The 25,521-nt window shown below is 72.4% G+C and carries 21 protein-coding genes; 5 read left to right on the forward strand and 16 right to left on the reverse strand.

Annotation, left to right across the window (positions count from 1 at the left end):
• Window positions 1-19: 19 nt before the first annotated feature.
• The 7 genes from BGO45_RS07300 to BGO45_RS07330 form a co-directional block, all read right to left on the reverse strand.
• The gene (locus BGO45_RS07300; RefSeq protein ID WP_292692218.1) at window positions 20-1,591 is read right to left on the reverse strand and encodes a xylulokinase; all 1,572 of its coding nucleotides are present in this window, start codon (window positions 1,589-1,591) and stop codon (window positions 20-22) included.
• Window positions 1,588-2,304, reverse strand: a complete 717-nt coding sequence (locus BGO45_RS07305) for an L-ribulose-5-phosphate 4-epimerase (RefSeq protein WP_292692220.1) — start codon at window positions 2,302-2,304, stop codon at window positions 1,588-1,590. Before BGO45_RS07305 ends, BGO45_RS07300 begins: the two co-directional genes overlap by 4 nt.
• 220 nt (window positions 2,305-2,524) lie before the next feature.
• Window positions 2,525-3,493, reverse strand: coding sequence for a LacI family DNA-binding transcriptional regulator (locus BGO45_RS07310; RefSeq protein ID WP_292692222.1), 969 nt, complete (start codon window positions 3,491-3,493; stop codon window positions 2,525-2,527).
• Between the two features lie 223 nt (window positions 3,494-3,716).
• The gene (locus tag BGO45_RS07315; RefSeq protein ID WP_292692224.1) at window positions 3,717-4,283 is read right to left on the reverse strand and encodes an SIS domain-containing protein; all 567 of its coding nucleotides are present in this window, start codon (window positions 4,281-4,283) and stop codon (window positions 3,717-3,719) included.
• Between the two features lie 28 nt (window positions 4,284-4,311).
• The gene (locus BGO45_RS07320) at window positions 4,312-5,334 is read right to left on the reverse strand and encodes an ABC transporter permease (protein ID WP_076494965.1); all 1,023 of its coding nucleotides are present in this window, start codon (window positions 5,332-5,334) and stop codon (window positions 4,312-4,314) included.
• A complete protein-coding gene (locus tag BGO45_RS07325; protein ID WP_292692225.1) occupies window positions 5,331-6,836 on the reverse strand; it encodes a sugar ABC transporter ATP-binding protein in 1,506 nt (501 codons plus the stop codon). The genes BGO45_RS07320 and BGO45_RS07325 overlap by 4 nt, the downstream gene beginning before the upstream one ends.
• A 38-nt stretch (window positions 6,837-6,874) precedes the next feature.
• Entirely contained in the window at window positions 6,875-7,951 is a 1,077-nt protein-coding gene (locus tag BGO45_RS07330; RefSeq protein ID WP_292692226.1) for a sugar ABC transporter substrate-binding protein, read from the reverse strand.
• Between the two features lie 238 nt (window positions 7,952-8,189).
• Between BGO45_RS07330 and BGO45_RS07335 the strand changes: the two genes are divergently transcribed.
• Complete coding sequence (locus BGO45_RS07335) at window positions 8,190-8,936, forward strand: GntR family transcriptional regulator (protein ID WP_292692228.1); 747 nt, start codon at window positions 8,190-8,192, stop codon at window positions 8,934-8,936.
• A 6-nt stretch (window positions 8,937-8,942) separates the two neighbouring features.
• Here BGO45_RS07335 and BGO45_RS07340 read toward each other — a convergent pair whose 3' ends face one another.
• The 8 genes from BGO45_RS07340 to BGO45_RS07375 form a co-directional block, all read right to left on the reverse strand.
• On the reverse strand, window positions 8,943-10,286 hold the full coding sequence (locus BGO45_RS07340; protein ID WP_292692230.1) for an FGGY family carbohydrate kinase: 1,344 nt from the start codon (window positions 10,284-10,286) through the stop codon (window positions 8,943-8,945).
• 68 nt (window positions 10,287-10,354) lie between these two features.
• Window positions 10,355-11,827, reverse strand: a complete 1,473-nt coding sequence (locus BGO45_RS07345; RefSeq protein WP_292692232.1) for an FGGY family carbohydrate kinase — start codon at window positions 11,825-11,827, stop codon at window positions 10,355-10,357.
• 49 nt (window positions 11,828-11,876) lie between these two features.
• A complete protein-coding gene (locus BGO45_RS07350) occupies window positions 11,877-13,319 on the reverse strand; it encodes an FGGY family carbohydrate kinase (RefSeq protein WP_292692234.1) in 1,443 nt (480 codons plus the stop codon).
• Between the two features lie 6 nt (window positions 13,320-13,325).
• Window positions 13,326-14,162 carry a class II fructose-bisphosphate aldolase gene (locus BGO45_RS07355; RefSeq protein WP_292692236.1) on the reverse strand — a complete coding sequence of 279 codons (837 nt, stop codon included), beginning with the start codon at window positions 14,160-14,162 and terminating at the stop codon, window positions 13,326-13,328.
• Window positions 14,163-14,460: 298 nt separating this feature from the next.
• Window positions 14,461-15,852, reverse strand: coding sequence for a xylulokinase (gene xylB, locus BGO45_RS07360; RefSeq protein ID WP_292692238.1), 1,392 nt, complete (start codon window positions 15,850-15,852; stop codon window positions 14,461-14,463).
• A gap of 147 nt (window positions 15,853-15,999) precedes the next feature.
• Window positions 16,000-17,187, reverse strand: a complete 1,188-nt coding sequence (gene xylA, locus BGO45_RS07365; RefSeq protein WP_160897364.1) for a xylose isomerase — start codon at window positions 17,185-17,187, stop codon at window positions 16,000-16,002.
• 101 nt (window positions 17,188-17,288) lie between these two features.
• Window positions 17,289-18,185 (reverse strand): triacylglycerol lipase, encoded by an 897-nt coding sequence (locus BGO45_RS07370; protein ID WP_292692242.1) that lies wholly within the window; start codon window positions 18,183-18,185, stop codon window positions 17,289-17,291.
• 134 nt (window positions 18,186-18,319) lie between these two features.
• Window positions 18,320-18,805, reverse strand: coding sequence for a glutathione peroxidase (locus tag BGO45_RS07375; protein WP_292692244.1), 486 nt, complete (start codon window positions 18,803-18,805; stop codon window positions 18,320-18,322).
• A 183-nt stretch (window positions 18,806-18,988) separates the two neighbouring features.
• Between BGO45_RS07375 and BGO45_RS07380 the strand changes: the two genes are divergently transcribed.
• The 4 genes from BGO45_RS07380 (at window position 18,989) to BGO45_RS07395 (ending at window position 24,135) form a co-directional block, all read left to right on the forward strand.
• Window positions 18,989-20,146 carry an ROK family transcriptional regulator gene (locus BGO45_RS07380; RefSeq protein WP_292692246.1) on the forward strand — a complete coding sequence of 386 codons (1,158 nt, stop codon included), beginning with the start codon at window positions 18,989-18,991 and terminating at the stop codon, window positions 20,144-20,146.
• 44 nt (window positions 20,147-20,190) lie between these two features.
• Window positions 20,191-21,444: a D-arabinono-1,4-lactone oxidase gene (locus BGO45_RS07385; RefSeq protein ID WP_292692247.1), complete on the forward strand. Its 1,254-nt coding sequence runs from the start codon at window positions 20,191-20,193 to the stop codon at window positions 21,442-21,444.
• 163 nt (window positions 21,445-21,607) lie between these two features.
• On the forward strand, window positions 21,608-22,810 hold the full coding sequence (locus BGO45_RS07390) for a hypothetical protein (protein WP_292692248.1): 1,203 nt from the start codon (window positions 21,608-21,610) through the stop codon (window positions 22,808-22,810).
• Window positions 22,807-24,135 carry an O-antigen ligase family protein gene (locus tag BGO45_RS07395; protein WP_292692249.1) on the forward strand — a complete coding sequence of 443 codons (1,329 nt, stop codon included), beginning with the start codon at window positions 22,807-22,809 and terminating at the stop codon, window positions 24,133-24,135. Before BGO45_RS07390 ends, BGO45_RS07395 begins: the two co-directional genes overlap by 4 nt.
• Here BGO45_RS07395 and BGO45_RS07400 read toward each other — a convergent pair.
• Complete coding sequence (locus tag BGO45_RS07400) at window positions 24,087-25,301, reverse strand: hypothetical protein (protein ID WP_292692250.1); 1,215 nt, start codon at window positions 25,299-25,301, stop codon at window positions 24,087-24,089. The two genes, BGO45_RS07395 and BGO45_RS07400, sit on opposite strands and share 49 nt — an antisense overlap.
• Window positions 25,302-25,521: the final 220 nt, after the last annotated feature.

Here is a 25,521-nt window from a genome sequence, read left to right on the forward strand (position 1 = left end):
ACTGTTCCTTTTCGAGTGATCAGAGGGATGCCACGGCGGCGGCCTCGACGGCGAGGCCTGCGCGGTAACGGTCGAGGTAGGCCGAGAATCCCGCGACGTCCGCGGAGTCGGGGTCGGCGGTGGTGATCGGCGCATCGGCGAAGACGGCCTCGGCGAGGTAGGTGTCGAGGTCGCGGCCGGCGCCCTCGGCGACGTAGGCCGCGAGCACCGCCATGCCCCACGCGCCGCCCTCGGACGCCGTCTCGGCGACGGCGACCGGGGCGTCGAGCGCCGCCGCGAGGAAGCGCTGTGCGACGCCCGCGGTGCGGAACATGCCGCCGTGGGCGTACATCTTGTCGAGGCCGACGCCCTCACGGTGGAGGACGTCCATGCCGAGCGCGAGCGTTCCGAAGACGCCGTACAGCTGCGCGCGCATGAAGTTCGGCAGCGTCAGGCGGCTGTCGGGCGTGCGGACGACGAGCGGGCGCCCTTCGTCGAGTCCCGCGATCGGCTCGCCGGCGAGGTGGTTGTAGGCGAGCAGTCCGCCGGCGTCGGCCTCTCCTTCCAGCGCCGCGGCGAAGAGCGCCGCGTAGGTGGCATCCGGAGTCTGCGTCACGCCGGCCGCGGCGGAGAACGCGGTGAACATGTTCGCCCACGCCGCCAGCTCGCTCGCGCCGTTGTTGCAGTGGACCATCGCCACGGCGTCGCCCGAGGGAGTCGTCACGAGGTCGATCTCGTGGTGCACCTCGCCGAGGGGGCGCTCGAGCACGACCATCGCGAAGATGCTCGTGCCGGCGCTGACGTTGCCCGTTCGCGGCGCGACCGCACCCGTGGCGACCATGCCGGTTCCGGCGTCGCCCTCGGGCGGCGCGAAGGGGATGCCGGGCTGCAGCGTTCCACTCGGGTCGAGCAGCGCCGCGCCCGCGGGGGTGAGGCTCCCCGCGTCGTCCCCGGCGACGAGGACGCGCGGCAGCAGGTCGGCGAGCGGGGGAACGCGCCCGGCGGCGAGGCCGTCGTACAGGTCGACCAACGCGGCGTCGTAGTCGCGCGTCGCCGAATCGATGGGGAACACGCCCGACGCGTCACCGACGCCGAGCACCTTCTCACCGGTCAGCTGACGGTGGACGTACCCCGCGAGGGTCGTCAGGAAGCGGATCTCGGGCACGTGGGGCTCGGCATCCACCACCGCCTGGTGCAGGTGCGCGATCGACCAGCGCAGCGGAATGTTCACGCCGAACAGCTCGGTCAGCTCCGCGGCGGCGACACCCGTGTTCGTGTTGCGCCACGTGCGGAAGGGGGTGAGCAGCTCGCCGCCTTCGTCGAACGCGAGATAGCCGTGCATCATCGCGGACACGCCGATCGCGGCGTACCGCGCGGGCGTGACGCCGTGCTTCTGCTGCACGTCGGCGACCAGGTCGGCGTACGCGGCGCGCAGGCCCGACCACACGGCATCCAGGGAGTAGGTCCAGAGCTTGTCGGCGTAGACGTTCTCCCACTCGTGGGAGCCGGTCGCCAGCACCTCGGCGTCGGGGCCGATGAGGCACGCCTTGATGCGGGTGGAGCCGAGTTCGATGCCGAGGCTGGCCCGGCCTTCGGTGATGTGGGCGTTCATCGGCGGTCGTCCGTGCTCTGTCCGTAGACGTTCTGGTAGCGGTTGTAGAGGGCGTCGATCTTGTCCTGCGGGATCGGGATGAGGGGGCCGGCCTCGCGGGCGATGTGCACGGTGCGGGCGACGTCCTCGAGCATGACGGCGGCCTTGACGGCATCCTTCGCGTTCGTGCCGATCGTGAACGGCCCGTGGTTCTGCATGATCACGCCGCGCGAGCGGTGTCCGCGCAGGGTCTCGACGATGCCGCGGCCGATCGAGTCGTCGCCGATGATCGCGAACGGACCGACCGGGATGGGGCCGCCGAACTCGTCGGCCATGGCCGTGATGACGCAGGGGATCTCCTCGCCGCGCGCCGCCCATGCGACGCCGTAGGTGGAGTGCGTGTGCACGACACCGCCGACCTCGGGCATGTTGCGGTAGACGTACGCGTGCGCGGCGGTGTCGCTCGACGGGCTGCGCTCGGAGCCGGGAGCGCCCGGGATCGCGTTGCCGTCGAGGTCGCAGAGGATCATGTTCGCCGGCGTCAGGTCGTCGTACGAGACGCCCGAGGGCTTGATCACGAACAGGTCGGCCCCGGGCACGCGACCGGAGACGTTGCCGCCGGTCCAGACGATGAGGTTGTAGCGCACGAGCTCGGCGTGCAGCTTCGCGACGTCGGCGCGGACGGCGTCGATGGCCTCCTGCACCTCGGGCGCGAACGTGGCGGCATCGGTCACGCGGGGTCTCCTTCGACTCTGTCGGTGGCGGGTTCGTTCGTCATGTTACCGGTAACATCGCGCGTTGGCGAGAGCCGGATGCCACTGCCCCGCCGCACGCGTGCCGGACTCCGGAGATTTCGAGCGGGCGGGCAGGCCGATGCGCGGTTTTCCGCAGGACACGCGGGCGGATGGTGCCGAATCTCCGGAGTTTCGCACGGGGCACAGGCCCCTCCCCGCGTCAGCGCGGCGGGGCGGTCGATTCCCGAACGACGAGGATCGGCTCCGCGGGACGCGTCGGCTCTTCGCCCAGCACCGTCGCGACGGCTTCGGCGGCCTCGCCCTCGACATCGAGGCGCACCGTGGTGAGCGCGGGCGTGTAGAAGGCGGCATCCGGATTGTCATCGAAGCCCCCGACGGAGACGTCGTCGGGGACCGCGAGCCCGCGTGCGGAGAGTCCGGCCACGAGGCCGAGCGCCATCTGGTCGTTGGCGACGGCGACGGCGGTGGCTCCCGCGCGGACCGAGGCGGCGACGAGATCCGCGACCGCCGCTCCCGAGGCGGCACTCCAGTCCCCCTCGACGCGGCCGACGCGCTCGAGTCCCCGGCGATCCACGACATCGGCGACGCCGGCGGTGCGCGACAGGGCCTCGCGCCAGTCGACGGGGCCGGCGACCTCGACGATGCGGCGATGCCCGAGGTCGGCGAGATGCGTCACGATCAACGCAGCCGCGGACCGCTGCCGCTCGCCCGACGCACCGTACAGCGGCACGAGGGGCACGTCGTGGCCGGTGAGGGGCGTCTGGGTGTGGGCCGCGACCAGCACGATCCCGTCGACACCCTGATCGAGCAGGTGCTCCACCGCCGCGTGCACGGCGGCGGGGTCGTCGGACGCGGTGTACGCGGTCGTGATCCACCGACCCCGCGCCCGGGCAGCGCGCTCGAGCGCGGCGATGCCCGCCGAGGGTCCGTGCAGCGAGGCGTCCGAGGCGACCACGCCCACCGTCCGCGTGCGACTGGTGCCGAGGGCGCGGGCGGCGTTGTTCACCCGGTAGTCGAGGGCGGCGACCGCGTCGAGCACGCGCTGGCGGGTGGAGTCCCGGATGCCGGGGAAGTCGTTGAGCACGCGCGACACCGTCTGCGCGGACACCCCCGCACGGGCGGCGACGTCGCGCACCCCCGCGCGCCTCGGCCCGCCCGTGTCGCTCATGGTCCTTCACAGTAGCGGCGCGCGACCGCTCCTCCGCTCCCGCCCGTCGCATCCACCGTTCCCCCGTGCCGAGAACGCCGAGACTGCATCCGACCGACATCTCCACTGCAGCGTGCGGGGGATTCGTCAGGCGGATGCAGTCTCGGCGTTTCCGGTGGACCCGCGCTCCGAGAAGACCGGCTGCCCCGGCTCCGTGGGGGCGGAACCGGGGCGTCGCGGCGGCTTACTCGAAGTTGCGGTGGCGGGCGACGAGGTCCTCGAACTTCGCGCCGGTGCGACGGACGAGCATGAGGTACAGCACGTCCCAGAAGATCCAGAGCGACTGCTCGAAGAGGCTCCCCATCGCCTGGATGGTGGGCACCAGACCGCTGGGGTCTTCGGCACCGTAGGTGTGGGCGGGCACGGTCAGCACGATGTCGGCGAGCTGCGCGGTCGGGCCGTCGGGGACGGCCGTGGCCACGAGCAGCGTCGCGCCGGTCTTCTTGACCTGCTCGGCGATGTAGTGCAGGTGCGGGATGTTCGCCGGCCCCGAGGGCATGATGAACAGGTCGTCCGCGGTGACCGCCGGCGTGGTGTCGTCCCAGCCCCAGTGCACGGTCTTGCCGAAGTGGGTCAGCCGCATCGCGAACGCCTTCGACCCGAGGCCCTCGCGGCCGATGCCCAGCACGAAGATGCGCGAGTGCTTCTCGAGCGCGTCGAGCGCGGCCTCGATGCTCTCCTCGGGGACACGGCGGAACACCTCCCCGAGTTCCGCGACGACGGTCGAGCTGATCTCCTGGAATTCCGACATGAGCGGGTCCTTTCTTTCGTCTACCGGGTCAGCGCGTGCTCGTCCGGCCACCCCAGCGGCCGACCAGCAGCGCGAGGAGGATGACCGCGCCGTACACGGCGTTGATCCAGAAGGTGGGGACGCCCGCGAGCGTCAGCACGTTGGTCAGGGTACCGAGCAGCAGCACGCCCATGAGCGCTCCGACGATGCGCCCCTGTCCGCCGTTGAGCTGCACGCCGCCGATGACGGCCGCGGCCAGGGCGCTGAAGATGAGGTTGTCGCCCATGCCGCTGGTGACCGAGGCGAGGCGCCCGGCGAGCATCATGCCGGCGAAGGCGGCGAGGGCGCTCGCGACGACGAAGGCGGTGATGAGCACGGCATCCACCCGGATGCCGGCGGCCCGCGCCGCGTCGGCGTTGCCGCCGATGGCGTAGAGCGCGCGGCCCCAGGCGGTGTAGCGCAGCACGAGCGCGGCGACGAGGAACAGGATGCCGGTGATCCAGATCGCGGCGGGGATGCCGGCCCACCGGGCCGAGCCGACGTAGCGGAACGCCTCGGGCAGACCCGCGAGCGTCTTGCCCTGGCTGACGCCGAGCGTGATGCCGCGCAACAGGATCAGCATCGCGAGCGTCACGATGAACGGATCGAGTTTGACCTTGACCACCAGGAACCCGTTGATCAACCCGATGACCACGCCGATCGCGAGGGTCACGAGGATCGCGAAGCCGGGGCCGATCTCCGATCCGAGCCCGCCCGTCACGGCCGGAACCATGAGCCACGCGGCGACCATCGGGGCCAGGCCCACGGTGGATTCGAGCGAGATGTCGAGCTTGCCGGTGATGAGGATGAAGGTCAGACCGATCACGACGATGCCGAGCTCGGCCGACTGCCGAAGGATCAGGGTGAGGTTGGCCGCCGACAGGAACGCGGGGCTGACGACCGCACCGACGATGGCGACGATGATGAGGCCCGGCAGGACGCTCAGCTCGCGGACGTTCTTCACGACCGTGCGCATCACGGGGTTGGTCGCGGGGGCGGGGGTTCGGACGACGGTGGTTCGCACGGTGTTCACTCCAGGCCTTCGATGGCTCGAACGATGTCTTCTTCGGTGGGGTCGGCGAGCTCGGCCGAGATCCGGCCCTCGCGCATGATGAGGACGCGGGAGCTGACCAGCAGCTCCTCGACGTCGTCGGAGATGAGGATGACGGCCACTCCGTCGGCGAGGGCGCGCAGCATGAGGCCGTAGATCGCGTCCTTGGCGGCGATGTCGACTCCCGCCGTGGGCGAGATGAGCACCAGCACTCGGGGCTTGCGGGCGAGGGCGCGGGCGAGCACGACCTTCTGCTGGTTGCCGCCGCTGAGCCCGGACACCGCGAGGGAGGGATCCGGCGGCACCAGGGCGACGTCGGAGATGAGCTCGCGCGACAGGGCGGTCTGCTTCCGCGGCGAGAACACGCCCGCCGGGGCGAGCTGGTCCATGATGCCCATGGTCATGTTCTCGGCGACGCTGAGCTGGGGCACGTAGCCGTCGCGGTGACGGTCGGCGGGGACGAACCCGATGCCGGCGCGCTGGCTGGCCTTGACGTCGGCGGTGCGGATCGGAGACCCCGCGACGACGACCTCGCCCGACGCGAGTCCGCGGAGCCCCGCGATCGCCTCGCCGACCGAGTACTTCCCCGAACCGCCGACACCACCGATGGCGACGAGCTCGCCCGGGGCGACCGAGAGGGTGATGTCGGTGAACGCCCCCTCCTTCTCGCTCGCCGACCGCAGCTGCACCGCGGGTGCGGCATCCGTGGCCGCCGCGATGCTCTCGGCGCGGTGCCGGCGCTGCTCCTGTCCCGCGAGCAGGGCCTCGACGAGGTCGTCGGAGCGGATGTCGTCGCCGGTCCGCGACCACAGCAGCTTGCCGTCGCGCAGCACCGTCGCAGAGTCGCAGATGGCCGTGACCTCGCGGAGGAAGTGCGACACGAACACGAACGTCACGCCCTGCTGCTGCAGGTCCTGCACCTTGTCGAACAGCCGCCGGATGGCGGCGCCCTCGAGCTGGACGGTCGGCTCGTCGAGGAGCACGATGCGCGTCCCGGCCTCCAGCGCCTTGGCGATGGTGAGCATCTGCCGCTCCTCGATGGGAGCGTCCGAGAGCAGCATCTTCGGGTCGAGGCGGATGTTCCACTCGTCGAGGATCCGCTCGGCCTCGGACTGCATCCGCTTCCACGACACGCGCGCCGCGGTGGTGGGCAGCCGGCCTGCGAAGAGGTTCTCGGCGATGGTGAGGTTCGCGAACACCGAGGGCCGCTGGTACACGCAGGCGACGCGCTGCTGCCAGGCCTTGGGGTCGGATGCCGGGGGCGCGGCTTCGCCGAAGAAGCTCACCGTGCCGGTGTCCGGGGTCTCGAGTCCCGTGATCATGCGCAGGAGCGTGGACTTGCCGGCGCCGTTGCGGCCGATCAGTCCGTGCACCTGTCCGGGGAGGATCGAGACGGAGACGTCCTGCAGGGCCTTCGTCGCACCGTAGGTCTTGCTGACGCCGTCGATCTGGATGGCGGGCACGGTGGTCGTAGGTGTGGTCATGACGTCTCCGTCTCGAGGGGTGTCGTGGTGTGGCCGGATTACTTGGTCGCGCCGAACGCGTCGAGGGCGAACTGCTTGTTGCCCCACAGGTTCGGGTCTTCCACGTTGTCCTTGGTCACGACGGGCGTGGGCAGCAGGTCGACGAGGTTGCCGTTGCGCTCCTCGATGGTGCTGCCGTGGTCGGTGGGGCCGGCCTTGAACGTCTCGCCCTTGATCGCCCGGGTGAGGTAGTGGACGCCGTAGTCGATGTAGTCGGTCATCGGCTGTGCGACGGCGGCATCCAGCCATCCGTCCCGGATCGCGGTCATCGCCATGGGGCTGGCGTCGACGGAGACCTGCACGATGTGGCCGGGCTGTCCGGCGGCGACGAGCTTGCCGGCCGACTTCAGCGTGTCGAGGATCGTCGGGAAGAAGGTCGCGTCGCTCTGGTTGTAGATGCCCGCGACGTTGCCGTACTGGTTCAGCGCGGTCTCGATCCCGGATGCCGCCTTGGCGGGGTCCCACTCGGTGGCGACGTTGACGAGCTTGACGCCGGGGTACTTGGCCTTCATGCAGTCGTTGAAGCCGTTCGTGCGGTCGCGGCCGTTGGAGGTGACCGGGTCGCCGTCGAGGGTGACGACGACGGCGTCGGCGGCGACGCGCTTGCCCATCTCCTCGCACGCGAGCTCGCCCATCTGGACGTTGTCGGCGCGGACGATCATGGCGATCTTGCCCGAGGCGGGCGCCTCGTCGATGGCGACGATCGGGACGCTGGAGTCGTTGGCGTACTCGATGGCCGGGACGATGGCGTCGGCGTCGCCGACGGAGATGACCAGGCCCTTGGCGCCCTTGTTGATCAGCGTCTGGATGTCGGTGATCTGCTGTGCGGCGTCACGGTCGGCGTTGGTGGCCGGGATCGTGGCGTAGCCGAGCTCGGCGAAGCGCTCCATCGAGCCGACGTTCTCGGCGTTCTGGAAGGGGTCGGTGTGCGGCTGCGAGTAGCTCAGCGGAGTGTCGGCCGGGCTCAGGTCGCCGCCGCCGGCGCCGGAGTCGGTCGAGGCCGCGCCGGAGCAGCCGGCGAGGAGCAGGGCGCCCGCGCCGAGGAGCGCGAGTCCGGTGATGGGTGAAGTTCGCATGCGTACTTCCTCTCTGAAGTGCAGAAGCCTCTGGGGCCGGTGGCGTTTCGGGATGCAGGACCGAAGCCCTGCACGTATCGTACGTGTTGTACGTACAGAATGTACAGCGCGAATCGAAAACTCTGCCGCGGCGACCCGAAACGTGACGATACGGTTCGGGTATCCGCACCGTCTGTACAGTCGGAACCAAACGTACGACGGAACGCGCGACGATGCGCACGACGACGAGGAGAATCACGTGGCGCACACGATCGAACGGGTCTCCCCCGTGCCGTACTACGAGCAGCTCTTCGAGATCCTGCGAGAGCGCATCTCCCAGGGCGACATCGCCGAGGAGGAACGCCTTCCCAGCGAACTCGAGCTGTGCCGCGAATTCGGACTGTCGCGGGCCACCGTCCGACAGACCCTCACGAAGCTCGAGAACGAGGGCTACGCGCACCGCATCCCGCGGCGCGGCGTCTTCGCGAGCGTGCCGGGCCAGACCGCGGGGTGGACCGTCCAGGAAGGCTTCCTGGAGTCGCAGCTCCGGCACGGGCGCACCGGCATCTCGACGGCCGTGGTCGGCACCGGCTATGTCGCCCCCGAGCCCCACGTCGCCGAGGCGTTGCGCACCGGCGCGGGCGAGCAGGTGTTCGCGCTCGACCGGGTCAGGTCGCTCGACGGCACCGTGGCGATGTTCAGCACGAACTGGTTCCCGCGAGAGGTCGGCCGCTCCATCGAATCCGACCCGGGGGTCCTCGACGGCTCGGCCTCGCTGAACGGCCACCTGCGATCGGCCGGCTTCATCACCAGCGGCGCGCAGCGCGTGATCCACGCCCTGCCCGCCCCGCCCGAGGTGGCGGAGCACCTGCGCGTCGGCGCCGACCACCCCGTGCTGCGCGTCCGGTCCCTGTCGTGGGCCGCGGACGGCACGCGCTTCGACTATTACGAGACCTGGGTGCTCACCGACGTCATCCCGCTCGAGGTGAGCGTCGCCGCCAGCTGACCGGGGTCAGCCCAGCATCCCGGTCGCGAACCCGCCGAGGGCGTCGATCGGATCCGGATGCCACCCGCGCGCCGTCGCGGCGAGCAGGGCCGCGCCGACGGCCGTGACCTCGGGCTCGAGCACCGGCACCGCGGGAGCGCCGTTCACGGCCGACTTGATCGCGATCCACCCCGGCGAGCGCACCCATCCGCCCGCGACGCGCACCTCGCGCCGCCCGCCCAGGTCGCGCGCGACGGCGTCGATCGCCTCGCGCCCCGCGACCGCGAGCGCACCCAGGACCGCGGACGCGCGCGCACGCGGGTCGCTCGGCGCATCGGGCGCATAGGCGGGCGCGCCTCCGCCGCGCTCTCCCGGGAGGAACCATCCCGAGTCCCACAGCGGCGACGGCGCCACGCGCCCGATGAGCAGATGCCGGATGCCGCGCGCGACGTCGGGGTCGCGCGAAGCCCACTGGACGTTGCGCGCGAGTTCCTCCACGCGCAGCAGGGTGCTGCCCGAGGAGCGGATGCCGGGGGCGACGTCGACGTGGTCGGTCCCGCGCCGGCGCTCGGTGGGCGACTGCGCCACGACCACCTCGGCGGTCCCCATCGAGTCCAGGATCGCCCCGGGGACCATGAGGTCGACCCCCCAGCCGCCGATCGGGTGATCGTGACCGCCGGCGACGGCCACGGCATCCGGAGCGACGATCCCCGCCGCGCGCAGCGACGGGGACGAGACCTCGCCGACGATCCCGCCCGTGGGCACCACCGGCGGCAGCAGCGCCGCATCGCCGAGGGCCAGGTCCACGCGATCCGTGTCCCAGGCGCGGTCGCGGCTGCGCCATGCCGCGGTCCGCGGGGCGAGGGTGTCGCTGAGGAAGGGACGGCCCGTCCACAGCACCGACGGGAGGTCGGTGAGCGCGATCCAGGCCGCCGCACGATCCGCGCCCGGCTGCGCGCGCGCCCACCGCCAGCCGACCAGCGACCTCACCGGGTCGGTGTCGACGTCGAAGGTGTCGTCGCCGTGCAGATCGGGACGGATCCGTCGGAACTCGTCCTGGCGGCGCGGGTCGAACCACGGCAGTGCGGGGGTGACGGGCGTGAGCTCCGCATCGACGAGCACGCCGTCCTCGCCGATGCCCGCCACGCACAACGCGTGCAGCTCGCGCCCGCCCGCGCACACCTCGACGACCATGTCCTCGATCGCGGCGACCAGATCGACGGCGTCGATCGCGAGGTCTCCCCCGGCGCGCCGGGTCGGGCGACTGGCCCGGGCGACGACCGCGCCCTCCCCGGCGAGGGCGACGACCTTGGTGTTGGTGCTGCCCACGTCGATGCCCACCGCCACGGGCACTCGCGAACGAACGGACACCGTCGGACCCTTCCGTGCTCGACCGAGGAGCAGCGTCGGCCCTCTCTCCGACCCTAGCGAAGGAGGATTCAGACCGGCGCCGAGACGCCCGACGACGATGCCGCGACCTCGACGGGGGCGGGCACGACGTATCCCAGCGCGACCTGCGCGTCGTGGTGCTGGCGCCGGATCTGCGGTGCCGGCGGCGCCGGCGGAACGTCCTCGGTGCGCACGGGCCACGCGGGGAACGCCCCGGTGAGGGCGACGGCCGCCTGCATCGCCGCCCCCTTCGCGACGTACTCGTCGGGCGTGGGCACGAGGATCGGCAGGCTCACGAGTTCCGCGAGCACCCGCTGGACGGCGGGATTCTTCGCCGCACCGCCGATCACCAGCAGACGTCGCGCCCGCACACCGCAGCCCTCGAGCGCGTCGAGCATCGCGACCTGGCTCGCCACCGTCCCCTCGACGATCGCGCGCGCGAGGTTGGGACGTGTGAAGTTCGTGAGCGTCGCGCCGAGCACGGCGCCGCGCGCGTGCGGGAGGTCGGGGGTGCGCTCCCCCTCGAAGTACGGCAGCAGCGTCAGGCCGCCCGCCCCCGGCTCGGCCGACAGCGCGAGGTCGGCCAGCTCGTCGTGCGTGCAGCCGAGGATCTCGGCACCGACCTGCAGGTTCCGCGCCGCGTTGAGGGTCGCCACGATCGGGAGGTGGACGCCGGTCGCGTCCGCGTAGTTGCAGACGTAGCCCGCGTAGTCGTGGACAGGGAGCGCGGTGCGCGCGTAGACCACTCCGGAGGTGCCGAGGCTGAGCACGGCATCCCCCTCTTCGAGCCCCAGGGCGAGGGCGGCGGCGGCGTTGTCTCCGCTGCCGACGCCGATCGGGATCCCCTCCGGGATGCCGGGGAGCCCCGGCCCCGTCCGTCCCGCGGTCGCGCGGGGTCCGAGCACCGCCGGCAGCACGACGTCGTGCCCGAGCGCGTGGACGACGAGATCGCGCTGGTACTCGCCGGTCTCCGGCGACCAGTACCCGGTGCCCGAGGCCTCGGACCGGTCGGTGACGAGCGCCTCGACGTCGCCCGTCCCGGGGCCGTGCCCCCGCAGGCGCCAGGTCAGCCAATCGTGCACGACCGCGATGGCGGCGGTGCGGGCCGCGGCATCCGGCTGCTCGTCCCGCAGCCAGCGGGCCTTCACGACCGTGTCCGACAGCGACAGCGGCAGACCGGTGCGCCGGATCCACGTGTCACGGCCCAGCTCGGTGTTCAGCGCCACCATGTGCGGGTGCGAACCGAGGTCGTTCCACAGCGGTGAGGGTGCGGTGGGCACGCCCTGCGCGTCGAGGAAGATCGGCGTGTGCTGCTGACCGCTCACGGAGACCGCGAGGACGTCGTCGAGCCCCCCGGCCGCGCGGACGGCCGCCAGCAGCGCGTCCCACCAGACCTTGGGATCGACGATGGTCTGCGAGGGGTGCGGAGCCGACCCCTCCCGCACGGATCGCCCGGTGTCGAGGTCGCGCACGGTGACCTTGCAGCTCTGGGTGGACGAGTCGATTCCGGCGACGAGCCTCATTGCCACGCCTTTCGTTCGGAGGGGCGGGAGCGCCGCGCCACACCGCGGGTCATGCGGGCATCTCGCTCAGATGGGCCCAGCGGGCCGCGGTCCGCGCGCGCCAGGAGACGAGGGCGGCGGCGCGCCCCGCGTCGGGCGGGACGTCGCGCGGCTCCGAGGCGCTCCAGGGAAGACGGATGCCGTGCGCCAGGGCCTGCGCTCCCCGCGAGACGACCTCGGGGAAGCCCGCGACGCTCAACGGGACGCCGAGGTAGTCGGCCTTGAGCTGCAACCACAGCGGATTCGCGCTCGCGGGCCCGATGACCTTGACCCGTTCGAGGTCGAGGTCGAACAGCTCCCACACCTCGGCGAACTGGCGGACCATGCCGAGGAAGCACGCGAGCACGAGCTCGACGGCGGTCGTGTCGGTCTGCACGCCCGCGATCGCCCCGCGCGCGGTGGCGTCCTTGCGCGGCGGAGGGCTGCCGCGGAACTGGGGCAGCACCAGGGGGAGCCGATCGAGGTCGACGGCCCCCGTGATCCAGTCGCGGTGCGCGCGGGCGACGAGCGCGGCCAGCTCCTCCGAGTCGCGATCGAGGAGCGTGCGCAGGGTCGCGAAGGCGGAACCGCCCGTGGGGATCGACGCGAACAGCGTGAATCCCTCGCCGTCGCAGGCCAGCCCGCCGGCGACCTTCGTCGCCGCGGTCCCGGCATCCAGGCGCGGCGTGCGCAGCAGCGCGAGGACGCCCTCGGTCGTCCCCGTGGAATCGAGCATCTCGCCGGGCCGCAGGTCGGCACCGGCACCCCCGACCATGTGGTCGTGTCCGGCGACGTGGACCGTGACCTCGTCGAGTCCCCACGCGCGCGCGGTCGCCGGGTCCATCGCGACGCCGTCGGCGGCGGTGCGCAGCGGCGGGAACACGCTCGGGTCCACCCCGAACAGTCCGCACACCTCCCGCGACCAGCGCCGACCGACGAGATCCAGGGCCATCGTGCGGCTCGCCAGCGAGGGTTCGGCCCACCGCCGCCCGGTGAGGAGCGCGGCGAGGTACTCCGAGACGTTGAGCCACTGCGCGGTCGCCGTCGGGCGCTCGGCGTTGGCCAGCGCCCAGGCCACCTTCGACAGCGCGTAGTTGGCGTTGACCGGCAGCCCGGTCACGGCATAGATCCGGGCGCGATCGGCATCCGACAGCCCGGCGAGCAGATCCGCGCCGCGGTGGTCGTGCCACAGGATCATCGGCGAGACGAGCGACAGGTCGGGGTCGACGAGCCCGCCCGACTCCCCCACGCCGGCGATCGAGATGCACTGCACACCGCGCCGCGCGTCGGGTGTCAGCGCGTCGACGAAGCCGCGCACGGCATCCATCACCGCGGCCGTGTCGTACACCTCGCCCCACGCGTCGCGCCGGGTGGGCGTGACGCAGCGGTCGGCGGCCTGGAGGCCGCCCTCGGCGTCGAACAGGCAGAGCTTGATGCTCGTCGTGCCGATGTCGACCGTGATCGTGGGGGTCATGGGGGATCAGACCGAGGGGTTGAGCATGCGGATGCGGCGCTCGACCACGTCCGTGATCGCGGCGACCGCGTCGAGCGAGACGCGGATGAGCGAGTTCTCGTTCGGGTTGGCCGCGTAGGCCTCGCCGAACGACCGGATCATGGCGTTGCGGAGATCGCTGGCGACGTTGACCTTGACGACGCCGAACTCGGCGAGCCGTCCGAGCTGCCCGGCGGGGAGGCCGGAGCCGCCGTGGACCACGAGCGGCACGGAGCTCTGCTCGCGCACGCGGGACAGGAGGTCGAAGTCGATGCGCGCGTTCGGCGCGTACCCGTGCACGTTGCCGACCGAGACGGCGAGCATGTCGCAGCGGACCGCCGCGACGAACTCGGCCACCTGGGCGGGGTTCGTCGTGCTCGCGAACTCGGGGGCGACGTCGTCCTCCTTGCCGCCGATGCTGCCGAGCTCGGCTTCGAGGGCGACGTCCGCTCCGCACATCTCGCGGGCGCGGGCGGAGATCGCGACGTTCTCGGCGAACGGCTCCTCGGAGGCGTCGATCATGATGGACGTGAAGTCGGCCGCGAGCGCCGCCTCGACGGCGTCCAGCGACTTGCCGTGGTCGAGGTGCAGCGCCACCGGCACGGGGCAGTCGGCGAGGCGACGGGCGACGGTGTCGTAGATGTACTCGTAGCCGGACAGTTTCACGTTGGTCGGCGCGACCTGGATGAAGGTCGGCACGCCCACCCGCTCGATGGCGTCGACGATGCCCATCGTCGTCTCGATGTTCGTGGTGTTGAACGCTCCGGCGACCAGCCCGCGGGCGGTGCACTCTCGGACGACCTCGTGACCGCTGACCAGTGCCATCGGCTTCCTTCCGTTGACGGCGAAGGAAGGCGCTCAGCCGATGCGGCTCCCCGCGGCCTTCCGTGAGCGAGCCGTGCCCGCCTCGGTGTCAGCGTAATACGTAACGTCCATATCGTCCAGTCTGTACGTACAACTTGTGGGGTGGCCTCCCGCGCCGCGGGCGATCCGTCCCGCACGCACTGCGCCGCGGGCGCACGAAAGACGCCGAGACCGCATCCGACCGACATCTCCACTGCAGCGTGCAGTGGATTCGTCAGGCGGGTGCGGTCTCGGCGTCAGGAGGCCGGCGTGTGCGGCGTCACTCCCGCGCGCGGAGCGCGGCGACCTCGTCGTAGCGGGAGCGGATGGCCGGACGGAAATCGCGTTCGACGGTGCGGGCCGTGGCCACCGTCCAGTCGACGGGACCCCCGGCGAGCACACCCGCGGCCTGGCGAGCGGCACCGAGCGCCACATACTCCCCCGCGGCGGGGACCACGATCTCGGCGTCGAACACCTGCGCGGCGATGCGCGCGACGGCCTCGTTCGCGGCCGCGCCGCCGATGAGCAGCACGCGGCGCACCTCGACGCCCTGCGCCTGGATCGCCTCGAGCCCCACGGCCAGGCCGCTCAGCATCCCCTCGATCGCCGCGCGGGCGAGGGTCGGTCGGTTCGTGGATGCCAGGGTCAGGCCCGTCAGCGAGGCCTTCGCGTGGGGCAGGTTCGGGGTCCGCTCGCCCTCGAACCAGGGCACGAGCACGACGCCGTCGGCGCCCGGCTCGGCCTGCAGCGCCAGCGCGCCGAGCTCGTCGTGCGAGACGCCGAGGAGCCCGGCGAACGCGTCGAGCACGCGTGCCGCGTTGAGCGTCGCGACGAGCGGCAGGAACCGGCCGGTGGCATCCGCGAACCCGGCGACGGCGCCGGAGGTGTCGCGCACGACGTGGTCGGTGACGGCGAAGACCGTGCCCGAGGTTCCGAGCGACACCACGACGTCACCGACTCCCGCACCGAGGCCCAGCGCCGCACCGGCGTTGTCTCCGGCCCCCGGACCGACCAGTGCCCCACCGGCCAGCGCCCCGGCGCTCTCCCACGGCTCGAGCACGCGCGGCAGCACCGCGTCGTGCCCGAGGGCGCGCTCCAGCAGCTCGCGGTCGTAGCCGTCGGCGCCCCAGTAGGCGGTGCCGGAGGCGTCCGAGCGGTCGGTGGTCAGCTCCGCGAAGTCGGCGTTTCCGGGGCCGAAGCCCCGCAGGCGCCACGTGAGCCAGTCGTGCGGCAGTGCCACGGCGGCGACGCGCGCGGCGTTGTCGGGTTCGGCATCCCGCAGCCACCGGAGTTTCGTCGCGGTGAAGGATGCGACGGGCACGACGCCCGTGCGTTCGGCGTACGCCTCCGCGCCGACCTCGGCGATGAGATCGCTCGCGGCCTGCGCGGAGCGGGTGTCGTTCCACAGCAGCGCGTCGCGGATGACGCGCCCCTCGGAATCGAGCACGACCATGCCGTGCTGCTGCCCGGCGATCGAGACGGCCGCGACGTCGTCGAGGCCGCCCGCCTGGGCGATGGCATCCCGGAGGGCGATCCACCACGCCTCGGGGTCGACCGACGTCCCCGCCGGGTGCGACGCGCGTCCCTCGCGGACCACCCGCCCGGTCTCGGCGTCCACGACGACGACCTTGCACGACTGCGTCGACGAGTCGACTCCCATGACGAGCGCCATGCCCACTCCCTCTGTTCTCGCCGCAGCGGTGCGGCATCCCGTTCAGTGTCCAAGACACGCCGTCTCACGCGGGGGCGATGCGGCGTGTCTTGGACACTCGACGGAACGAGGGGCCCGGATGCCTCGGCATCCAGGCCCCTCCCGGGTTCAGCGTGCGCCGAGCAGGTGCTCGGTCGCGAGCTGCTGCAGGCGGACGAAGCCGAAGCCCTTGCCGCCGAGGTACGCGTCGGTGTCGAAGTCCTCGTACGCCGAGCGGTCGGCGAGGAGATCGTCGTACGACTCGCCCTCGTTCAGCGTCGGCTGCGCGAGCTCGAGGACCTTCGCGGCCTCGAGGGCCTCCTGCACCTCGGGGTCGGCGCGGAAAGCCGCGGCGCGCTCCTTCAGCAGCAGGTAGGTGTTCATGTTGGCCGAGACCGAGTCCCACACGCCCGACTCGTCCTCGGTGCGCGAGGGCTTGTAATCGAAGTGGCGCGGGCCGTCGTAGGCCGGAACGCCGCCGGGGCCGCCGTTCTCCAGCAGGTCGACGAGGGCGAAGGCGTTGTGCAGGTCTCCGTGACCGAAGACGAGGTCCTGGTCGTACTTGATGCCGCGCTGGCCGTTGAGGTCGATGTGGAACAGCTTGCCGTGGTACAGCGCCTGCGCGATGCCGGCGGCGAAGTTCAGACCCGCCATCTGCTCGTGGCCGACCTCGGGGTTCAGGCCCACGAGCTCGGGGCGCTCGAGCGAGTCGATGAACGCGATCGCGTGACCGAGGGTCGGGAGCAGGATGTCGCCGCGGGGCTCGTTGGGCTTCGGCTCGATGGCGAAGCGGATGTCGTAGCCCTTGTCGGTGACGTAGTCGCCGAGGAGGTTGACGGCCTCGCGGTAGCGCTCGAGCGCCTGGCGGATGTCCTTCGCGGAGTCGTACTCGGCGCCCTCGCGGCCGCCCCACATGACGAACGTCTTCGCGCCGAGCTCGGCGGCGAGGTCGAGGTTGCGCAGCACCTTGCGAAGGGCGAAACGACGCACCTGACGGTCGTTGGAGGTGAAGCCGCCGTCCTTGAAGACCGGGGCCGAGAAGAGGTTGGTGGTGACCATCGGGGTGATGATGCCAGTGGCATCCATCGCGCCCTTCAGACGGTCGATCTGGGTCTGACGCTCGGCGTCGGTCGAGCCGAAGGCGAACAGGTCGTCGTCGTGGAAGGTCAGGCCGTAGGCGCCGAGCTCGGCGAGCTTCTCGACGACGTGGACGACGTCGAGCGGCTTCCGGGTGGGGCCGCCGAACGGATCGGTGCCGTTGTAGCCGACGGTCCAGAGGCCGAACGAGAACTTGTCGTCACGGGTGGGGGTGGGCATTCCTGCTCCTTCGCATGGATGCGCACGGTGGATCGCCGCCGCACGGGGGTTTGTTGGTTCTCACAACATATACCCCGGATGCCGCGGCGTCCAGCCCCGCGTCAGACCCCGAGCGCTCCGTCCACGACGGCGAACACCGCGGGGTCCCACGTCAGCGCGCGTTCCCACGGAAGACCGAACGCGTCGGCGAAGAAGATGCTGTGCACGTGGCCGGGGAACGAGTGCCGCTCGACCGCGGGCAGGACCGCGGCGGGCACCTCGTCGGCGCGTCCGCTGGTCATCGACACCAAGCCGTCGTGCGGCCAGAGCTGCACCGGCTCGTCGGCGGCGGCGAAGTGGCCGGCGCCGACCGCGGTCACCGGGATGCCGTCGAGCACACCGGCCTGCGCGTCGTTCCAGTTCCGCAGGAATCGCCGCGACACCTCCGCCGCGGCGCCCTGGGAGTTGGCATCCGCGTACGGACGCACCTCGGCGAAGATCTTCAGCGTCGCGGGGTCGCCGTGGGCGTCGGCCTCGGAGATCTCCCCGTCCAGGAAGTCGCCCAGCACCGAGCCGTCCCAGGGCGTGCCGAGCGTGACGAGCCGCTCCACGCGCGGGCCGTCGGCACCGAGCTCGCGGATCGCGGCGCGCGAGAACAGCCCGCCCATCGAGTGGCCGACGAGTGCGACGGCGGCGACGCCCTCCTCGGCGGCGAGGTGCCGCAGGAATCCGGCGAGCGCGACACCGGCGTCGTCGACGCGTCCGACGGCGTTGATCGTGACCTCCGCGGGCAGCACGACCGGGACGTCGAAGAAGCCCTGCCAGCCGGCATCCTCCCGCACCTCTCCGGCGCCGATGCGGGCCGGGGCGGTGAAGACGCGGATGCCGCGGTCGAGGAGATGCGCGCGGAGGGCGGTCATCGTGTTGCCCGCTGCGAGCCCGGTCGCCGCCGCGTGCTGCGGGTCGGTGTAGGGGGTGACGGCGGCACCGCCGGAGACGAGGACGACGGCATCGATCATGCGCTCAGATTATCGATCCGCCACTCTCGCTCGTGCCGCCCGTCGAGTGTCCACGACACGCGGATGCCTTCGCGCGCGGTCCGCGTGTCTTGGACACCGGAACTCGACGTACGGACGCCCGCCGGGCGCCCGCGTCAGTTCGGCAGCGCCTCTTCGATCGCGGAGACGACCTCGGGGGCGTCGGGCAGCGTGCGGGGGCTGAAGCGCACGACGCGACCGTCGGGGAACACGACGAACTTCTCGAAGTTCCACGAGATGCGGCCCTTCTTGCCCTCGGCATCCGGAGTCTGGGTGAGCTCCTGGTAGAGGGGGTGGGCGTGGCGGCCGTTGACCTTGACCTTCTCGGACATCGGGAAGGTGACGCCCCACGTGGCCGAGCAGTACTCCGCGATCTTCTCCTCGTCGCTGAGCTCCTGCAGGAACTGGTTGCTGGGGAAGCCGATGACCGTGAAGCCGCGGTCGGCGTACTTCTTGTGCAGCGCCTCGAGCGCTTCGTACTGCGGCGCGAGCCCGCAGCGCGAGGCGACGTTGACGACGAGTGCGGCCTTGCCGTCGGTGAGGGTGCCGAAGGTGGTCTGCTCGCCGCGGATGGTGGTGATCGGGATGCCGGAGAGGTCCATGCTCCGATCCTGGCATCGGGTGTTATGCATGGGCTCCGATTGCCGATAAACGGCATCTGCGGCGATAAACGCCCTCTCCCGCCGTTTCCCGCCGTGGATCGCGTTTATCGCGTGGATCACGGCGCCGGGATGACGCACCCGCCGCGGACAGCGACGACCCCGCCGTCATGGCACAGTGGTCGGATGGTCACCGCGAGCAGGGGCGACGGCATGCGCCGCGCGAACCTCGCGCTCGTGCTGCGCACCGTGCACCGCGAGGGCCCGCGCTCGCGCGCCGCGCTGACCGAGGCGACCGGCCTCAACCGCTCGACGATCGCCGATCTCGTGGGCGAGCTCGTGGGCGACGGCCTCGTCGTCGAGCGCGCCCCCGATCCGGTGGGCCGCGTCGGCCGCCCCTCGCCGACGGTCGCCCCCGATCCGCGGGTCGTCGCGATCGGCGTGAACCCCGAGGTCGACGCTCTCGACATCGGTGCCTTCGCCCTCGACGGCACCGTCGTCGCCCGCGAGCGCCTCCCCCAGACCGCGCTGCTCACTCCCGAACGCACCGCCGAGATCGTCGGCGAGCGCGTGGGCGCCTGGCGTCGCGGCCTCCTGCGCGGCCTGCGCCCGGTGGGCGTGGGCGTCGCCGTGCCCGGTCCGGTCCGCGCCGCCGACGGGCTCGTCCGCACCGCCCCGCACCTGGAGTGGACGGATGCCGCGATCGGAGCCCTCGTCACGGACGCGACGGGTCTGCCGGCCCGCGTGGGCAACGACGCCGCCCTCGGCGCGTTGGCCGAGTACCTCTTCGGCGCAGCCCGCGGCGCGCACGACGTCGTCTACCTCAACGGCGGTGCGAGCGGCATCGGCGGCGCGGTCATCGTCGGGGGGACGCCGCTCGGCGGCGCCGGAGGGTATGCCGGGGAGTTCGGACAGAACCGGCCCGGGATCGTGGATGCCGCCGACCGCCGCGCCCTCGACGGGGTGCTCGAGGACGAGGTCAGCCGCGCGCGGCTCCTGACGGCCCTGCGTCTCGACGCCGTCGACGACTCCGTGCTCGCCGAGGCCCTGGCATCCACCGACGATCCGGAGGCACACGCCGAAACGGCACGCCAGCGACGCATCCTCGCCACGGCGCTCGCCAACGCCGCGAACGTCCTCAATCCCGCGGTGATCGTGCTGGGCGGATTCCTCGCGACCCTCGCGGCACTCGATCTGGACGGCCTCGACACCGCCGTACGCAGCCAGACCATGCCGGCCTGCGCCGAGGACCTCCGCCTGCGCGTCGCCGAACTGGGCCAGAACCGCCTGCTCGTGGGGGCCGCCGAGGCGGTCTTCGAGGCGGAGCTCTTCCCCGCGCCCTGAGTCCGGGCGCCCGAGCGGGGTTCCCGCGCGGCAGGATGGACCGCATGACGCACACCCGCTCCTCCGGCACGAACTGGTCGGGGAACCACCGCTACCGCGCCGCCGAGACGCTGCTTCCCGCCGACCTCGACGAGCTCGCGGCCGTGATCGCGGGGGCGGAGTCGCTGCGCGTGCAGGCCACCCGGCACACGTTCAGCGACGTCGGCGACACCGACGGGGCGCTGATCTCGCTCGAGGACCTGCCCACGCGGATCGAGGTCGACGGCGACCGCGTCCGTGTCGAGGGGCTGGTCACGTTCGCGCAGCTCGCTCCCGTCCTCGCGGCCGAGGGGCGCGCCCTCCACAACCTCGGCTCGCTCCCCCACATCTCGGTCGCCGGCGCCGCCGCGACCGGCACCCACGGCTCCGGGATCCGCAACGGCAACCTCTCCAGCGCCGTGACCGCGCTGGAGATCATGGATGCCGACGGCCGCACGCACCGCGTCGACCGCGACCACGCGTGGTTCCCGGCGGCCGCGCTCGGTCTGGGCGCGTTCGGTGTCGTCACGGCCGTGGAGCTGCGCACCGTCCCCACGTACACCGTGACCGCCGAGGCGTACACGGGCGTCGCGTGGGACGACATCGTCGCCGATCCTCGGCGCCTGTTCGCCGGCGCTTACAGTGTCAGCGTCTTCACGACCTGGGGCGATCCCGCGCACGACCTCGTCTGGGTCAAGACGACGGATGCCGATCCCGAACCCGGCTACGTGACCGATCTGGGCGGCCGTCCGATCGGCGCCGATCTGCATCTCGGACGCATCCGCACGGTCGGCAACACCACGGAGCGCGGGACGCCCGGGCCGTGGCACACGCGCCTCCCGCACTTCCGCGCCGAGGCCCTCCCCAGCGACGGCGACGAGATCCAGTCCGAGTACTTCGTCCCCCTGGATGCCGCGACCGAGGCTCTCGCGGCGGTGCGCGCCGTGGCATCCACGATCGATCCCGTGCTGCTCGTGACGGAGCTGCGGACGGTCGCCGCCGACGATCTGTGGCTGAGCCCCGCGTTCCAGCGCGACGTCCTCGCGATCCACTTCACCTGGCGCAACGACAACGCCGGGGTCGCGGCGGTGCTGCCGACGATCGAGGCCGCCCTCGCCCCGTTCGAGCCCCGACCGCACTGGGGCAAGGCGTTCACCCTGCCCGGTGAGACGATTCGCGCGACCCTCCCGCACGCCGCCGACTTCGTCGCGGCGGCGCGCGAGGCCGATCCGCGCGGGGTCTTCCGGAACGCGTTCCTGGAGCGCACGCTCGGGGCGTAGGGCGGGCGAGCGGCGCGTTGCGGGTGACCGGGAGCGCTCCGGCGCGGACATGCCGGGTGATCTCGGCCCCGGCTTTCGCCGGAACCACGTGGGGCCGCACGCCCCGCCGGGAGGCGCGCGAGCGACACTGTGAGGTCGCCCCACCGCGCCCCCAGGAGAGCCCATGCCTTCGTCCCCCCTCCTCGAGGGCTGGATGCCGACCGCCTTCGGCGCCCTCGACATCGCCGGGGAACCGGGTTTCGCCGCCGAGGCCGAGATCCTCCTCGTCCCGGCACAGCCCGGACCCGCGCTCTGCCTCGTCTCGCATGGCGCGCACCTGTGGCGGCGGCTGGTCGAGGACGGCCCGCTCCCGGCCGCGGCGTTCGACGACGCCGACCTCGACGTACTGGCGCAGTGGCGCACGCTGGGCATCGTCGCGTTCGGGTCGGACCACCCCGCGCGGATGCGTCGCCTGAGCCGCCCCGTCCTGTCGTCGCCCCTGCACGAGCTCGTCTACGCGGTGACGGTGAACGTGGCCGCCGGGCTCGGCATCCGCACCGTCTTCATCAAGGGGCCGGCGCTGCGCAGCCAGGGGCTTCGCGAACGCGAACACTCCGCGGACGTCGACGTCTGGTGCGACCCCGCCCGCACGGAAGAGCTGGCCGAGGCCCTCGCCGAGTGGGGCTGGCGCCGATCCCCCGATCCGTGGTCCGGAACGCCGGTTCCCCACAGCACGACGATGAGTCCCACGTCCTGGGGATGCGAGATCGACGTCCACCGCCGCGTCCCGGGTCTCGCGCTCGACGACGCGTCCGCGTTCGAGGCCGTCTCCGCCTCGTGCGTGACCACGGAGTACGCGGGGACCCTCGTCCGGATCCCGACCGCTGCCGTGCACGCGGTCCTCGCCGCGGTGAACGCCGTCCGGCCGGCGATCGGGGGGCGCGGGCGTCCCGCGGAGGCGACGACGGCGGCCGTACGCATGCTGACCGCGGCCGACGGGTCCCTCGACCGTGCCCGCGAGCTCGGAGCGGTCTCCGCGCTGCGGGACGAGCTGACCGAGGCGTTCGGTGCTGGATCCACCGCCGGATCCGCGATGCTCGTCCCGAGGGACTGGCAATGGCGTGGACGCCCGGACACGGCGCACGCGTATCTGGCGGCGCTGCGGAGCCTGCCGATCTCCGACCGCCCCCGCGTGATCCTCCGCCTGCTGTGGCCCGACGACGACGTCGCCCTCGCCTCGGCCCGGCGCGCCGGCGACCCCACCGACGATCCGCGCCGCGCGCGCCTGCGTCGGCTCCTGCGCGGCCTGCGCGAGTGGGGGCGCGGGCGTCGCGATCGGCTGCCCGCGCCCTCGACGCGGCCGCTCACCGAGAGGACGCCCCGATGATCGGGCCTCTCGTGCTCATCGTGGCCTGCGTGGTCAGCGTCTGGAGCGTTCTGCGGGCCCCGGCCGCGTCGGCGCCGGCGCGTGCGGTCTCGGCGATCATCGTGATCTCCACCCTGATCCCGGTCGGGTCGGTGCGTGATCAGACGATGGCGATGGCGGCGCTCGCCACGATCGTCCTGCTGAGTCTGCTCGCGTGCGGGCGGCGCGAGGCGGCGACCCCGTGGCCTCCGCTCTGGGGTGCCGTGCTGTTCGCCGCGTTCGCCGTCTGGCTGATCCTGCGCATCCTCGGCCAGTTCTCCCCCGCGGCCACCCTGCTGCAGGTGGGGATGCTCGCCTCCGCGATGGCTCTGGCCTTCGTCGTCCCGCTCCTGCGGGCGGAAGACCTTCGTACCGTGGCCGACACGTTCCTGTGGCTCATCCTCGCGCACACCGCGTACGCCGCTCTCGAGCAGACCGGCACCGTCGATGCGATCTGGCCGCTGCGGGTCGAGTCGCTCGAGAAGATCGACGACCGGGCCAACGTCCTCCTCCCCGCGCTGACCGGCCGTTCCCAGAGCACCTTCGGGCACCCGATCCCGTTCGCGGTGTTCGCGAGTGTCGCCGCGCTCGTCCTGTTGCACGCCACGGCGCAGACCCGACGCCCGCGGTACGCGGGCGGGGTGGTCGTCGCGGCGGTCGCCCTGGCCCTGTCGGGCACTCGGAGCGCCGTCGTCGCGGTGCTCGCCGCTCTCGTGGCGTACGGGCTCGCGAACCTGCGGTGGCGACGGCTGCTGGCCATGATCGCCGCGACGGGGATCCTCGCGATCATCGCGCTCCTGGTCGACCTGCCGACATTGCTCGCGTTGGACGGTCGGTTCGAGTCGTCCGTGTCCTACATCCACCGCTCACTCGTGGTCGGTTCGTGGGACGCATTGTGGGCCCGCGGAGAGGCCGCGGTCGTGTTCGGCTCGGGTGCCGGCGCGAGTGCCGAGCTCTTCCGTGCCGGGATCGTGCGGGGGGCGAGCAACCTCCTCTACTTCGACAACGCCTACGTCTCCCTGTTCGCGCTCTCCGGGCTCGTCGCCCTCGTCCTGTTCTGCGCGGTGCTCGCGCGCTCCCTGTTCGGCGGCGCGCTGGCGATCGGCGGGGCCACGTTCATCGCGGTGATGGGTTTCTCCTTCGACGAGCAGCAGTGGCAGATCGTCCTCGTCCTGCTGGCCTTCTGCGCCCTGCTCCCCCGTGCGTTCGGCACGGTGTCGCGCCCCGGCGCCGGTCTCGAGGGGGGCGACGGCGCGGGTCACCGCGGGTCGGGCGCACGGCGCGCGACGACGACCGCGGAGACGTAACCGACCACGCTCACCCCCTCGGCGACCGCCAACGCCCAGGGGACACCCGTGGCACCGAGGCCCGCGACGAGGGGGAACGCGGCGCCGGCGCCGCAGACCAGGCCGGCGGCGTCCGAGAGGAGCACGTATCCCGTGCGCGCGCGGGGGACGAGGATGTTGCGCACCAGCGGGGTACCCACCGAGACGAAGAAGAAGGCGACGGCGTACCCGCGGAAGAAGTCGGGAGGGGATGCCACGTGCGCACCCCAGAGCACGCCGGTCGTCCAGGGGCCGAGCACCGCGAGCCCGAGCGCGCCGCCCACGCCGAGAGCGCCGTGCAGCACGAGCGCGACACGCTGTCGACGACCGCGACCGCCCTGCTCCAGCACCCAGTTCTGCAGGGCGTCGCCGAGCGCCGAGACGCTGAAGAGCGAGTAGCGGTACAGGCGGTCGGCCGAGGCGAGGAAGGCCACCGAACCGGTCGCACCGACGAGCGTCGCCGCCGGCACCGGGGCCGCCGATCGGACGCCGGCCAGCATCAGGACGCCGGCGCCGGGGGCGCTCGTCCGCACCGCCGCGCGCAGCGCCGTCGCACCCGGCCAGGGCGGGATCGACCACGAGAAGTACCGCCGATGGAAGACGGTCAGCGCCACCACGATGCCCCCCACGATGGCGGCGGGGTACCACGACGGCTCCCGCGTGACCGCGACCAGGCCGGCGCCGACGGCGAGGGCCAGCATCCGCGGGAGCACCTCGAAGCCGGTGATGAGGCGCGCCCTCCCCACGCCGATGGCGTACCACGTCATGGACAGCCCCGACATCGCGGCCGCGACGCACATGAGCGCGGCGAGCCCTCCGGTGCCGCCCGGCGACGCCACCACCGAGAGCGCCACCGCGGCCGGCGTGACCACGCCGAACACGCCGAGCCGCAGCCACCACGACGACGCGTAGGTCGTCCGGCGTCCGCTCTCGCTCGGGGTGAGGGCCACGGCGGGCGGGCCGACGACCTGCCAGCCGAACATCGTCGCCGCCGTGGCGAAGGACCCGATCGCCTGACCGATGTTCAGCGCCGCCCACTGATCCAGTGTCGAGGCGCGGGAGACGATGCCCAGCAGGAGCAGGGGCGCGAGAGAGGCGAGGAGGGGGAGCGAGCCGAAACCCAGGAGACGAGCGAGGAGGACCTTCATGCGGATGCATCGTGCGGGCCGGGGATCACCGTGCGATCCTGTCCGGGCGTTCCGTCGATCGGCGGCCGCACGAGCTCCGCATCAGCGAGGCGACATCCCTGCATTCCGCGGGTGATTCCACGGGTGAACGGACGGACGGGCCGCACGAGGGGCGTCCCGGGAGGGGCCGCGCCGAGCCGCGACGCGCCGGTCGTCTCACGACCGCGGTCGCGCGAGCGAG

Source organism: Microbacterium sp. 71-36 (assembly GCF_001898305.1).
In the GTDB taxonomy this organism is placed as follows: Bacteria; Actinomycetota; Actinomycetes; order Actinomycetales; family Microbacteriaceae; genus Microbacterium.